The sequence below is a fragment of the Paraburkholderia sp. A3BS-1L genome (assembly GCF_051125215.1).
Classification (GTDB): Bacteria; Pseudomonadota; Gammaproteobacteria; order Burkholderiales; family Burkholderiaceae; genus Paraburkholderia.
In genome coordinates this window covers 644,928-657,488 of record NZ_CP120442.1, presented here as the reverse complement: position 1 = coordinate 657,488, position 12,561 = coordinate 644,928, and the positions used below count along the sequence as shown (strand labels likewise).

The 12,561-nt window shown below is 68.0% G+C and carries 14 protein-coding genes; 9 read left to right on the top strand and 5 right to left on the bottom strand.

Translation table 11 applies throughout. The annotated features are described in order from the left end of the window. Positions 1-191 precede the first annotated feature (191 nt). Positions 192-1,100 (bottom strand): MBL fold metallo-hydrolase, encoded by a 909-nt coding sequence (locus P5W99_RS02965; protein ID WP_421042449.1) that lies wholly within the window; start codon positions 1,098-1,100, stop codon positions 192-194. A gap of 213 nt (positions 1,101-1,313) precedes the next feature. On the opposite strand from P5W99_RS02965, the gene P5W99_RS02960 reads away from it, so the two are divergent. From P5W99_RS02960 to P5W99_RS02940, 5 genes are read left to right on the top strand one after another with little or no spacing between them, the layout of a single operon-like run. Then, positions 1,314-1,676: a metalloregulator ArsR/SmtB family transcription factor gene (locus P5W99_RS02960; protein ID WP_421042450.1), complete on the top strand. Its 363-nt coding sequence runs from the start codon at positions 1,314-1,316 to the stop codon at positions 1,674-1,676. Beyond that, on the top strand, positions 1,673-2,152 hold the full coding sequence (locus P5W99_RS02955) for a YeeE/YedE family protein (RefSeq protein WP_421042451.1): 480 nt from the start codon (positions 1,673-1,675) through the stop codon (positions 2,150-2,152). Before P5W99_RS02960 ends, P5W99_RS02955 begins: the two co-directional genes overlap by 4 nt. 1 nt (position 2,153) lies before the next feature. Beyond that, positions 2,154-2,609 carry a DUF6691 family protein gene (locus P5W99_RS02950; RefSeq protein WP_421042452.1) on the top strand — a complete coding sequence of 152 codons (456 nt, stop codon included), beginning with the start codon at positions 2,154-2,156 and terminating at the stop codon, positions 2,607-2,609. An 18-nt stretch (positions 2,610-2,627) separates the two neighbouring features. Beyond that, the gene (locus tag P5W99_RS02945) at positions 2,628-4,319 is read left to right on the top strand and encodes a TIGR01244 family sulfur transferase (RefSeq protein WP_421042453.1); all 1,692 of its coding nucleotides are present in this window, start codon (positions 2,628-2,630) and stop codon (positions 4,317-4,319) included. Between the two features lie 44 nt (positions 4,320-4,363). Further along, the gene (locus tag P5W99_RS02940; RefSeq protein WP_434661714.1) at positions 4,364-5,215 is read left to right on the top strand and encodes a sulfite exporter TauE/SafE family protein; all 852 of its coding nucleotides are present in this window, start codon (positions 4,364-4,366) and stop codon (positions 5,213-5,215) included. A gap of 39 nt (positions 5,216-5,254) precedes the next feature. Here the strand turns inward: P5W99_RS02940 and P5W99_RS02935 are convergent, their stop codons facing one another. Both P5W99_RS02935 and rarD read right to left on the bottom strand, forming a co-directional pair. Next, entirely contained in the window at positions 5,255-5,635 is a 381-nt protein-coding gene (locus tag P5W99_RS02935) for a DUF5594 family protein (protein ID WP_421042455.1), read from the bottom strand. A gap of 49 nt (positions 5,636-5,684) precedes the next feature. Then, the gene (gene rarD / locus P5W99_RS02930; protein WP_421042456.1) at positions 5,685-6,578 is read right to left on the bottom strand and encodes an EamA family transporter RarD; all 894 of its coding nucleotides are present in this window, start codon (positions 6,576-6,578) and stop codon (positions 5,685-5,687) included. A 291-nt stretch (positions 6,579-6,869) separates the two neighbouring features. On the opposite strand from rarD, the gene P5W99_RS02925 reads away from it, so the two are divergent. Beyond that, a complete protein-coding gene (locus P5W99_RS02925; protein WP_035526674.1) occupies positions 6,870-7,658 on the top strand; it encodes a sulfite exporter TauE/SafE family protein in 789 nt (262 codons plus the stop codon). Between the two features lie 30 nt (positions 7,659-7,688). Here the strand turns inward: P5W99_RS02925 and P5W99_RS02920 are convergent, their stop codons facing one another. After that, a complete protein-coding gene (locus P5W99_RS02920) occupies positions 7,689-7,949 on the bottom strand; it encodes a hypothetical protein (protein ID WP_421042457.1) in 261 nt (86 codons plus the stop codon). A gap of 245 nt (positions 7,950-8,194) precedes the next feature. Next, positions 8,195-8,560 (bottom strand): BON domain-containing protein, encoded by a 366-nt coding sequence (locus P5W99_RS02915; protein ID WP_421023166.1) that lies wholly within the window; start codon positions 8,558-8,560, stop codon positions 8,195-8,197. A 597-nt stretch (positions 8,561-9,157) separates the two neighbouring features. Between P5W99_RS02915 and P5W99_RS02910 the strand changes: the two genes are divergently transcribed. The 3 genes from P5W99_RS02910 (at position 9,158) to P5W99_RS02900 (ending at position 12,559) form a co-directional block, all read left to right on the top strand. Beyond that, positions 9,158-10,579, top strand: a complete 1,422-nt coding sequence (locus tag P5W99_RS02910) for a TAXI family TRAP transporter solute-binding subunit (protein ID WP_434661711.1) — start codon at positions 9,158-9,160, stop codon at positions 10,577-10,579. 144 nt (positions 10,580-10,723) lie between these two features. Then, positions 10,724-11,377, top strand: a complete 654-nt coding sequence (locus P5W99_RS02905; protein WP_421042459.1) for a 2-hydroxychromene-2-carboxylate isomerase — start codon at positions 10,724-10,726, stop codon at positions 11,375-11,377. A gap of 198 nt (positions 11,378-11,575) precedes the next feature. Next, on the top strand, positions 11,576-12,559 hold the full coding sequence (locus P5W99_RS02900) for a LysR family transcriptional regulator (RefSeq protein WP_421042460.1): 984 nt from the start codon (positions 11,576-11,578) through the stop codon (positions 12,557-12,559). The last annotated feature ends 2 nt before the right edge of the window (positions 12,560-12,561 follow it).

The window sequence follows — 12,561 nt, the reverse complement described above, 5'->3', positions numbered from 1 at the left end:
GCCGCGACGGCAATCCGGTGGCGACAACGCACATTCAGCCCCGGAAATGGACGATGTATGGGCGCACGCAGCCGATGGAAGGCTCGCCCGCCGGCTAGCCGAAAAGGCGATCAGCGCGATGGAGCGCGGCGCGGGCGACTTCACGCCGCAGGCTTGTAGTAGCGGATTGCGCAACCCGCGTCCGCCTCTCTTCAAAGCGCGTTCAACGGAATCTTGAGATAGCGCACGCCGTTGTCCTCGGGCTCGGGCATGCGCCCCGCGCGGATGTTCACCTGGATCGACGGCAGGATCAGGTTGGGCATGGCGAGCGTGCGGTCGCGCGCGGTGCGCATCTGCACGAAGGCTTCCTCGGTCACGCCGTCGTGCAGGTGGATGTTGGCGCGGCGCTGGTCGCCCACCGTGGTTTCGAAGCACGGGCCGCGCGTCTCGGGCGGATAGTCGTGGCACATGAAGAGGCGCGTCTCGCCCGGCAGATCCAGCAGCTTGCGCACCGAGCGGTACAGCGTGTGCGCGTCGCCGCCCGGGAAGTCGCAGCGCGCCGAACCCACGTCGGGCATGAACAGCGTGTCGCCCACGAACACCGCGTCGCCGATCTGATAGGCGAGGTCCGCGGGCGTGTGGCCCGGCACGTGCATCGCGCGCGCGGCGAGCGGGCCGACTTCGAAACGTTCTTCGTCCTTGAAGAGGTGGTCGAACTCGCGGCCGTCGGCGGCAATCGTGGCGCCCAGGTTGAAGACCGTGCGGAACACGCCCTGCACCTCGCGAATGTGCTCGCCAATCGAGATTTGGCCGCCCAGTTGCTGCTTCAGGTACGGCGCTGCCGATAGATGGTCGGCGTGCGCATGCGTCTCGAGCAGCCATTGCGTCGAGAGCGCGTGTTCGCGCACGAACGCGACCACGCGGTCGGCCGATTCCGTGGACGTGCGCCCCGACTTCGGGTCGTAGTCGAGCACCGGATCGACGATCGCGCACGCCGACCCGCGCCCAGAATGCACCACGTAGGTGACGGTGGACGTGACCGGGTCGAAGAAAGGCTCGACGAGCGTGGCGTGCGTGGCGTGCGTAGCCACGGGGACAGAAGTGGGGATGGACTCGGACATCGGGAACTCCATTTGGCCGGATGTGTTGCCGAAAAGGGGTTGAATGAAGGGACGGGTTGCGAGGCGGTTGCGCGGCTCGAACGCCGGTTTGCCCGACCTACGATTCATTGACGTACATACTATAAATTTATATAATGTTTGTCAATGAACTGTCAGTTGGCGTACGTCAACCTCAGTGCTCACCATTCCATTGCGTGTCAGACGCCTGCATACATGAACCCATCGCTTACTGCTGAAGCGCGCGAGACACTGCGCGAATCCGCCGAGAAGTGCTGTGCGCTGCTCAAAGCGCTCGCGCACGAAGACCGCCTGCTGCTCTTGTGCCAGCTCACCGAAGGCGAGCGCAACGTCGGCGAGCTCGAAGCGCTCGTCGGCGTGCATCAGCCGAGCCTCTCGCAGCATCTCGGCGTGCTGCGCGAAGAAGGCCTCGTCGAGACGCGCCGCGAAGGCAAGTACATCTACTATCGCCTCGCCAGCCACGAGGTCATCCAGGTCATGCAGACGCTCTCCAGCCTCTACTGCGGCCGGCTGAAGTCAACTTCGGCTTCCTCGACACATTCGGAGCCATCGGTATGAACCTCGATCTCGCCCACTTCACGCCGCTCGCTTCCCTCGCGGGCGGCCTCATGATCGGCGCGGCCGCCGCGCTCCTCGTGCTCGGCAACGGGCGCGTCGCGGGCATCAGCGGCATCGTCGGCACCCTGCTGCAAGGCGCGCGCACGGAACCTGGGGGCCGCGCCTGGCGCGTCGCGTTCATCGCGGGCCTGTTCGCCGCGCCGTGGCTCTGGCGGCTTGTCGTCGGCACCAGCGCAGGGGCCGGCAGCGCGGCCTGGTTGCCCACCATCGCGCCCACCATCGCCGCCTCGCCCGCCACGCTCGTCGTCGCCGGACTGCTGGTGGGCCTGGGCACGCGCTACGGCTCGGGCTGCACGAGCGGCCACGGCGTGTGCGGCATCGCGCGCGGCTCGCTGCGCTCGCTCGTCGCCACCGGCCTCTTCATGGCCGCCGGCTTCGTCACCGTGTTCACGGTGCGCCACCTCGCAGGAGGCTGATATGAGTCTACGCAACATCACTGCCTTCGCCAGCGGCCTGCTTTTCGGTCTCGGCTTGATCGTGTCGGGCATGGCGAACCCGGCCAAGGTGCTAGCCTTTCTCGATCTGGCCGGGCGCTGGGATCCGTCGCTCGCCTTCGTGATGGTGGGCGCCATCGCCATCGCGAGCATCGGCTTTCGCCTCGCGCGCGCTCGCACCACCAGCGTGCTCGGCGCACCCATGCAATTGCCCACGGCACGCCACCTCGATCCGCGCCTGGTCGTCGGCGCGCTCGTCTTCGGCGCGGGTTGGGGCCTCGCGGGCTTCTGCCCCGGCCCCGCGCTCGTCAGCGCCGCGAGCGGCCAGCCGCGCGCGTGGCTCTTCGTGGCCGCGATGCTCGCAGGCATGGCCATCTTCGCCGCACTCGAGCGCGTGGCCGCAAATCGCAGTCAACAGCGCCGTCAATCTTCAAGCTAGTCAGGAGTTTTCGAGATCATGCAAATCGTGCAACACGACGCGCGCTTCGCCAGCGCCGACCAGATCACGCCCGCCGACCTCGCCAAGATTGCCGCAGCGGGCTACCGCTCGATCATCTGCAACCGGCCCGATGGCGAAGGCGGCCCGTCACAACCGGCTTCGGCGCTGATCCGCGAGGCCGCGAAGCAGCTCGGCCTGCAATTCGCGTATCTGCCCGTCACGCCGGGCAAGATCGGCCCCGATGAAATCGCCCGTTTCGAGCAACTGCTCGCCGACATGCCCGCGCCCGTGCTCGGGTACTGCCGCACCGGCAACCGCGCGACCAATCTGTGGCAGTTCGCGCAGGCGAGCACGCAAGCCCATCCCGTCCCCGCGCCGGTCGAGACGGGCCACCCGGCCGCCGCCGCATGGGATTCGGGCAACGCCGTCGACAAAACCGCTGCGCAAAGCGGCGACAAGGCCGCCGCATCGAGCGGCGCGAGCAAGCGCTGGGACGTCGTCGTGATCGGCGGAGGCTCCGCGGGCATCAGCGTTACCGCGAGCCTGCTGCGCCGCCAGCCGGGCTTGAGCATCGCGATCGTCGAGCCCAGGGATCACCACGACTATCAGCCCGCGTGGACGCTGGTGGGCGGCGGCGCCTTCGACGTGAAGAAAACGCGCCGCCCGATGGCGAGCGTGATCCCGCGCGGGGCGACGTGGATCCGCGCGGCGGCCGAGCGCGTCGAGCCGCATGCCGATCTCGTGCGCCTCTCGAACGGCGAGACCCTGACGTACCGCCAGCTCGTCGTGGCTCCTGGGCTGCGCCTTGCGTGGGAGCGCATCGACGGGCTCGAAGCGACGCTCGGCCAGAACGGCGTCACCTCGAACTACCGCTACGATCTCGCGCCCTATACGTGGGAGCTCGTGCAGAAGATGCGCGGCGGCACTGCCCTCTTCACGCAGCCGGCCATGCCGATCAAATGCGCGGGCGCGCCGCAAAAGGCCATGTACCTGGCCTGCGACCACTGGCTCAGAACCGGCGTGCTCGACAAGGTGAACGTGGAGTTCGACCTCGCCGGCGCGGCGCTGTTCGGCGTGCCGACCTTCGTGCCGCCGCTCATGGAATACGTGAAGCGCTACGACGCAAAGCTCGCGTTCACGTCGAATCTGGTCGCCATCGACGGGCCGGCGCGGCGTGCCACCTTCGAAGCAAAGGACGCCGACGGCAACGTCACGCGCATTGAAAAGCGCTTCGACATGATCCACGTGGTGCCGCCGCAGGTGCCGCCCGACTTCGTCCGCGACAGCGAGCTCGCCGATGCGGCGGGCTGGTGCGAAGTCGATCACGCCACGCTCCAGCATCCGCGCTGGCTCAACGTGTTCTCGCTCGGCGACGTGTGCTCGGCGCCCAACGCGAAGACGGCGGCGGCGGCGCGCAAGCAGGCAGTGATCGTCGCGGAGAATCTGCTCGCCGCGCGCGCGGGCCAGCCGCCGCGCTACCGCTACGACGGCTATGGCTCGTGCCCGCTCACGGTCGAGAAGGGCAAGGTCGTGCTGGCCGAGTTCGGCTACGGCGGCAAGCTGCTGCCCACCTTCGCGCTCGAACCTACGCGGCCGCGCCGTCTCATGTGGTTCCTCAAGGCCACCGTGCTGCCGCGTTTTTACTGGAGCGGCATGCTCAAGGGCCGCGAGTGGTTCACCGGGGCGCAGGCATCCGAGGCGCAGCACTGAGGCGCTAACGCGCTAACCGCGACAGAAAAAGGAGATCACCGTCCATGGACGCCACCACGCTCGCAAGCGCCGCGCTCGGCTCGGTCGTCGGGCTCATCCTCGCGCTCACGGGTGCGGGCGGGGCCATCGTCGCCGTGCCGCTGCTCGTGTTCGGCCTCGGGCTCGGCGTCGCGCAAGCCGCGCCGATTGGGCTCTTCGCAGTCGCGCTCGCGGCGGGCATCGGCGCCCTGCTCGCGCTGCGCGACGGCACGGTGCGCTACAAGGCCGCCGCGCTGATGGCCGCCGCCGGCGCGCTCATCTCGCCCGCCGGGCTGTGGGTCGCGCACCGCGTGCCCGACGCGCCGCTCATGCTCGCGTTCGCGCTCGTGATGATGCGCGTGGCGTGGAGCATGTTCCGCCAGCAGCGGGCTCAGGAAAACGGCGCAGCGCGCGACCCGCAAGGCGAGCCTTGCCCGACCGACCTGCCGTGCCGGCTGAACCTCGAGCGCGGCAAGCTCGACTGGACCGCGCCGTGCGCGCGGGCGCTCGCGCTCTCGGGCGCGATGGCCGGCTTTCTCTCGGGGCTGCTCGGCGTGGGCGGCGGCTTCGTGATCGTGCCCGCGCTCAAGCGCGCGTCGGACATTCCGATGCAGGGCATCGTGGCCACCTCGCTCGCTGTGATCGCGCTGGTCTCGACCGCGGGCGTGGCCGCGTCGGCGGCCAGCGGCAATATGCTCTGGCTCAACGCGCTGCCCTTCGCGGCGGGCGCGCTCGCCGGCATGCTGGGTGGACGCGGCTTCGCGCGGCACGTGAGCGGCGCGCGGCTGCAGCAGTCGTTCGCGGTGTTCGCGGGCTGCGTGGCGCTGGGCATGGCCGTGAAGGCCGTTCATGCGATCGCGTTTGCGGGCGCGATCTGAAATCTGAAACCGGCGTGAAACCCGCGCGCGCCTGCCGCATCACCCCTCGAAATCGAGCCCGCCCAGCAGCACCTCCGGCTCGCCTTGCGTGCGCGAGGCGAAGTCCAGCGGGCGCGCAGTTTCCCACGAGGCCAGCTTGCGCCCGAGCGCGTCCAGATAATGCGCGAAGCGCGCCTCGCCGCCAGGCTCCATGAGGCGCTCGACCTCATCGACGTCCCATGTGAGCGACACGTTCAACGCAAACCCATATGGATGCCGAAGCTCGCTCGGCGCGCCCAGGATGCGCACGCGCGTGGGATGTCCGCGCCCCTCGCCCGGCACGACCTCCACGCGCACCGAGGGGCCGAAATGGCTCGCGAGCGCGGCAGCGACACGCGGCGCGAATTCAACTTCGAAACGGTAAGCGGCGGCGCTAGTCATGCGCGGGTGTCTCCAATTTTGGTGTTTCAGGTGCGTTGCGCGTCCGGCGTCAGGCTGTCTCGCGAGCGCGCCGCATCGCGACAAGCGTAGCGCGCAGCCCCTCGAACGAATAGAGCGCGAGCGCGACCCAGATCGCCGCGTAGCCGATCGCGCGCACCGAGCCGAACGGCTCGCCGTACACGAGCACCCCGGTGAGCAGCTGGAGCGTGGGCGTGACGTACTGGATCAGGCCGAGCATCGACAGCGGAATGCGCCGCGCCGCCGCCGCGAAGAGCAGCAGCGGCACGGCCGTGATCGGCCCGGCGGCGACCAGCAGCAGCTTGATCCCGAGCGACGCATGCCCGAAATGGCTCGCACCGGCCATGCCGATGATCGTCAGATAGACGATGGCGACCGGAAACAGCAGCACCGTCTCGAGCGCAAGCCCTTCGAGCGCGCCGAGCTGCGCGGTCTTGCGCAACAGGCCGTAACCGCCGAAGGTCAGCGCCAGCGCGAGACTGATCCACGGCGGCGCGCCGTTCTGCCAGGTGAGCCACGCGACGCCAAGCGCCGCGACCGCCACGGCGCACCACTGAACCGCCCGCAGCCGCTCGCGCAAAAACGCATAGCCGAACAGCACGTTGACGAGCGGATTGATGAAATAGCCGAGGCTAGCCTCGACGATATGCCCCGCGTTCACGGCCCAGATGTAGATGCCCCAGTTGGCCGAGAGCAGCACGGCGCTCGCGGCGAAGCGCGCGATGAGGCGCTTGTCGCTCAGCGCGGGCCGCAGCCATGCCCAGCGGTGCCGCACCAGCAGCACGAGGACGATGAACACGAGCGACCAAGCCATGCGATGCGCGAGCATCTCGAGCGCGGGAATCTGGTGGAGCGTCTTGAAGTAGACGGGAAAGAGGCCCCAGATGGTGAAGGCGCACAGGGCGTAGGCGATGCCGGGATTCATGAGTGGATTTATCGTGGCGAGGCGTGGTGAGGCGAGGCGGTGCAGGCAAGCGGCGACGTTATTCCGCGAATTTGGAAGGGGATTCAAACCAACCCCAGCGCCGATCCGCCGGTTTTGCGACAATAGCGGATTTTCGCCGCCAGTCTTTGCCGCTGTCCAGCCTGACGCGACGCCCAGTTTGGGTATGCGTGAGCGTTGCCGCGTCATCCGCGAGGCGTGAACCCGCGGCCCCGTCGGCCGGCGGCCCCCTCTTTTCAACAGGAAAGCTGCGCGTTCTCGCGCGCGCCCGCGATGGTCCTACCTCATATCGATCCGCTCTATTCGCTCTCCGGCCTGCTGGTCGGGTTTCTGGTCGGCCTGACGGGCGTGGGCGGCGGCTCGTTGATGACACCGATCCTCGTGCTGCTGTTCCACGTGCATCCCGCCACTGCCGTGGGCACCGACCTGCTCTACGCGGCGGCGACGAAATCGGCGGGCACGCTCGTGCACGGGCTCAAGGGCTCGGTGGACTGGCGCGTGACGCTGCGCCTCGCGACGGGCAGCGTGCCGGCGGCCACCATCACGCTGATCCTGCTGCACCGCTACGGCATGGACACGCCGCGCGCTGGGCATCTGATCCAGTCGGTGCTGGGAGCGGCGCTGCTCATCACCGCGGTCGCGCTGATCTTCCGGCCGCAGCTCGCCGCGTTCGCCTCGCGCCACCGCCACGGGCCCAGCGAGGCGCGCACGCTGTTCTTCACGATCTTCACGGGCGCGGTGCTGGGCGTGCTGGTATCGCTGACCTCGGTGGGCGCGGGCGCGATCGGCGTGACCGTGCTGCTGCTGCTCTATCCGACGCTGCCAACGCTGCGCATCGTCGGCTCCGACGTGGCGCACGCCGTGCCGCTCACGCTGCTCGCGGGCGCGGGGCACTGGCTGCTCGGCTCGATCGACTGGTCGATGCTGCTCTCGCTGCTGTGCGGCTCGCTGCCCGGCATCGCGATCGGCAGCATGCTGTCCTCGCGCGCACCCGAAAAGCTGCTGCGCGGCCTGCTCGCCGCGACGCTCACGCTCGTGGGCGCGCGCCTCGTGCTCGCCTGACCGGCGCGGCAGCCGGAACGCCAGCGCCGCTCACGCGCGCGGCGCGCTGCTAAAGAAGCGGCCGTTCAGATCGGTCTCGAACTGGCGCAGCCACTGGCCGCGCGCGTCGATGCGGTAGGCCTGCGCCCAGGCCCCGCGCCGCACGATCACGAATTCGCTGTGCTCGGGATCGTCGGGATCGGTTTCTCCATGGACGTCGAAGTGAATCGGAGCAAAGCCGTGCCGCGCGCACGCCAGCTCGAACGCCGCCCGGTCGACGAGCGGCAAATCGGTGTAGCTATGAATAATCATGGCTTTTCCCCGCGATGAAGCCGTGCGCGCCGCTGTAAAGCTCGCGCAATTACAACGTATACCCCCAAACGCGGAAATATTGTGTGTCAGTCCACATAGGCGAGTGGGACATCGGTCGACGACGCCTGCCGCGTGACCCAAAAAACAGGCCCCGGCAATCTGCCGGGGCCTCCGGGGCATGTTCGCACGGATCGTGCCCGCGCTTTGCCCGCAACCGCGAGCAAAGCGTGGTGATGCCGCGGGTATTACTGCTGCATGACCGTGAGCTTGTTCGACACCGACTTCACGCCGGCCACGCCCTGGGCGACCTCACCCGCCTTGTCGATCTGCGCCTGAGCGGGCACCGAGCCCGTGAGCACGACCGCACCGTTGTGCGAGCGCACAGTGATGTTCGCGACGTTGATGCCCTGGGTCTTCGAGAGCGCCTTGCGCACCGCGTAGCCGAGCTTGCGGTCGACCTTCTTGCTCGAGGTCGGGGCCGCTGCCGCCGGAGCCGCTGCCGTTGCGGCAGCCGCACCGCTCGCCGCCGAATTGTCCTGGGCGTACACGCTGCAGGCGACCGTCACGCATGCTACTGCCGTCAGCGTCTTCAGAAAAGCGACCGATTTCATGTTTTCTCCTTGTTGCTTTCGCGTTGTTGCTTCACTCGTTGCGAGGATAGACCGCCTTCCCGGGCGGACGGACTGGCCGTCCGCCAGACCCGGTTCGGCGGCTTCGTTACGACACCCACGGGCAGCGGGCGAGCACGCGAAACGCGCGCCCGGACACTGCCATGGTCCGGACACGCTGCTGCGAGAGGCAAGGATTGAGTGGCACGCAACGGCACATTGGACCGTTGCGACGGCAGTGGCGGCGCGCGGCGGCGGTTCCGGTCTGTTCTCGCCGGTGTGCCGGTAGCCCGCGCCTGCTTCGATTGCCTGGTTACGCCAGATAGTTTGTTATGGGTTGCACGGCCTCGCGGCGCGTGCTGCATGGCGCAAGCGCCATGGCGACCCACAATTTAGCCTGGGTGAAGCGCGAGTGCAAAGAGTTTAGCGGCAGGTTCAACGACGCAGGCCGCGGCGCACATGCCGTTGCAACGTCCAATCTCGGGTAACATCGGCTGGCATGGCGCTGGCGCGCTTTCCGGCACGACACCGGACGCAACCCAGGACGCATCGCGCCGCGCAATTTTTTCCTGAATTTCCCGAGGCCCCAGCCCTTCCCCAATGAAGTTCCCCACCGGCCGCAAAACTCCCACCCATCTCGTCGCGCGCTTCGTGGCGATTTCATGGCGCGATCTGGCGGTCTCGTTCGGCCCCATCCTGCTGATCAGCGCCGCCGCGATCTGGCTGGCCGTGCGCCTGATCCAGCCCGCCCCGCCCAGCACGCTCACGCTGAGCGCGGGCCCCCAGGGCAGCACGTTCTGGAACGCCGCCCAGAAGTACAAGACGATCCTTGCGCGCAACAACATCACCGTGAACGTGCTCGAATCGGAAGGCTCGGCGCAGAACCTCCAGCGTCTGTCCGACCCGGCCTCGCATGTGGACGTCGCGTTCGTGCAGGACGGACTGGCGAGCACGCCGCCCGAGGGTCTCGCATCGCTCGGCAGCGTGGCCTACGTGCCGCTCGCGGTGTTCTATCACGGGCCGCCCGTGCGGCTGCTCTCCGAATTCGAAGGCGAGCGCATCGCCATCGGCGCCGAGGGCAGCGGCACGCGCGATCTCGCGCTCAAGCTGCTCAAGGCCAACGGCATCGAGCCGGGCGGCAAGACCAAACTGCTACCGCTCTCGGGCGACGACGCCGCGAGCGCGCTCGTCGAGGGCAAGATCGACGTGACCTTTCTCGCGGGCGACTCCGCGCAGCCGCCGGTCATGGGGCGCCTGATGCGCATGCCGGGCGTGCGCTTCTTCGACTTCGCCCAGGCCGACGCCTACGCGCGGCGCTTCCCGTACCTCACAGCCATCACGATCCCGATGGGTGCGTTCGATTTCGGTCGCAACCTGCCCGCCGCGCCGCTGCATTTCATCGCGCCGACGGCCGAGCTGGTCGCGCGCGATTCACTCCATCCGGCGCTCTCCGACCTCCTGATCGAAGCAGCCAAGCAGGTGCACGGCAAATCGTCCCTGTTGCAGCACGCGGGCGAATTCCCCGCCCCGCGCGCGCAGGACTTCCCGATCAGCGACGACGCCGCGCGCTACTACAAGTCGGGCAAGAGCTTCCTGTACCGCGTGCTGCCGTTCTGGCTCGCGAGCCTCGCCGACCGCCTGATCGTGGTGCTCGTGCCGATCATCGTGGTGCTGATCCCTGGCCTGCGGCTCGTGCCGAGCCTTTACGCGTGGCGGGTAAAATCGCGCATCTACCGCTGGTACGGCTCGCTCATCGCGCTCGAGCGCGCCGCGAACACCGACAACTCGCCCGCCGAGCGGCGCGCGCTCACGCGCCAGCTCGACAAGATCGAGGAGTCCGTGAACGGCATGAAGATGCCGCTCGCCTACGCGGGCCAGTTCTACGTGCTGCGCGAACATATCGGCTTCGTGCGCGAGCGGCTGCTGGCCGTGCGCGAGCGGCTGTCGGCCATGGACGATGAAATGGGCGATGAAAGCGGCAGCCACAGCAGCGGCCACAGCGGCGATGGCGTCCGGACTTGACCCACGCGCCGGCGCGCAAGACCGGCGCGTCTGCGCGGCGAAAAAAAGCAGCACGCAGCAGCCAATTCGATCGATACTCGCGATCACTACTCGAAAAGCGGGCCGCCGATGCGGCCCACAAGAAGCCCATATCGGAGGAACAGCATGATCAGCGGCATCGACGCCAACCGGCCAGCCTGGTTCTACGACTTCGTGTCGCCGTTCTCGTATCTGCTGCTGGAGCAATACGACAAATGGCCGGGTTTCGACTTCGTGCCCACCCCGGTGATGCTGAGCGACCTGTACCGCCACTGGGGCACGCCGTACGGCTCGACGATTCCGGCCAAGCGCGTGTTCACCTACCGGCACGCGCTGTTTCGCGCCGAACAGCTCGGCATTCCGTTCAAGATGCCGCCCGCGCATCCGTTCGACTCGGTCAAGCCGATGCTGCTCGCCATCGCCGCCGGCGGCGAGTTCGCCTGCGTGCGCGAGATCTTCCGCTTCATCTGGCGCGAGGGGCGCGACCCGTCGAGCGAGGAGGGCTTCGAGCAACTGTGCGAACGCGTGGGTATCGAGCACGGCGAAGCAATGATCGAGCAGGAATCGGTGCGCGCGCAACTACGCCGCAACACCAACGACGCGATCTCGATGGGCGTGTTCGGCGTGCCTACCTTCTGGATGAACAAGCAGCTCTTCTGGGGCGAGGACACGCTGCCGATGGTGCTCTACTGCGCGCGCACGCCGAACTGGCTCGACTCGCGCGAGGTGAAGCGCATCAGTTCGCTGCCTTCGGGGCTCACGACGCAGGACAAGGTGTAAGGCGGGTGTAGCGCGGATGCAGCGCACCCGCGCTCGGCCACCCAGGCGGCACGGCGCGCGCGCCTGCCCTGCTGATGCCGGTCATACCAGGCGCCCTATGGCGGCGGCGCACTCAGCGGAATATCGTTATATGTCGAGCCGCGCGCATGTGAAGTGTGCCAACACGCGCGGCGCCTCCTCCCGAGCATACGCATTGCCATGGACGACACTGCCCTTTCTCTCGACATTTGGCTCGTGCGCGTGCTGCGCACGCTGCTGATCGAGCGCAGCGTCACGCAGGCCGCGCTACGGCTGAATCAAACCCAGCCGGCAATCAGCACGGCGCTGCGGCGGCTTCGCGAAATTCTCGGCGACCCCATCCTCGTGCGCGGCAAAGCGGGCATGGTGCCGACCGAATACGGCGAGTCGCTGCTGCAACACGCGCAACGCGTGCTGCGCGACGTCGACTTCGTGGCCACGCCCCACGGCGACTTCGACCCGGAGCACTCCAAGCGCATGTTCCGCGTGGCCGCACCCGACTATCTCAACGACTTCTTCATGCCGACGCTGATCGCCTGCTTTCGCGAAGCGGCGCCATCGGCGCGTCTGGAGATCATCTCGCTGTCGCCCTCGCTCGATCATCACGCGGCGCTAGAGGCGGGCGAGATCGACATCGTGATCGGCAACTGGCCGAAGCCCGACCCGCACTTCTCGCGCAGCGACCTGTTCACCGACAAGATCGTCTGCATGATGCGCGCCGACCATCCGCTCGCGCGCGCGCCGCTCACGCGCGACGCGTATCTCGCGGCGGCGCATCTGGCGCCCACGCCCTATACCGGCGCGAACGCGAGCCCCGTCGACCTGGGCTTCGCGAAGGCCGGCGTGCAACGGCGCATCATCGCGACGCTGCCCTACTTCGGGCTCGCGCCCCAAGTGCTGCTGCAATCGGATCTGATCTTCACGACCACGCGCCGCTTCGCGACGCATTACGCCGGGCTTTTGCCGATCGCGGTGGTCGAGCCGCCGTTGGCGTTTCCGCGCATTCGCTGCTATCAGCTGTGGCATCCGCAACCGGACCGGCCAAGCGATATCGACTGGCTGCGCGGGTTGATCGAGAAGGTGTCGGCGACGCTCACTGGGCCGGTGAGGAAGGGGAAGGCGGGCAAGGCGGGGGCTCGGCGCCCGTCGGGTAATCAGGAATGACC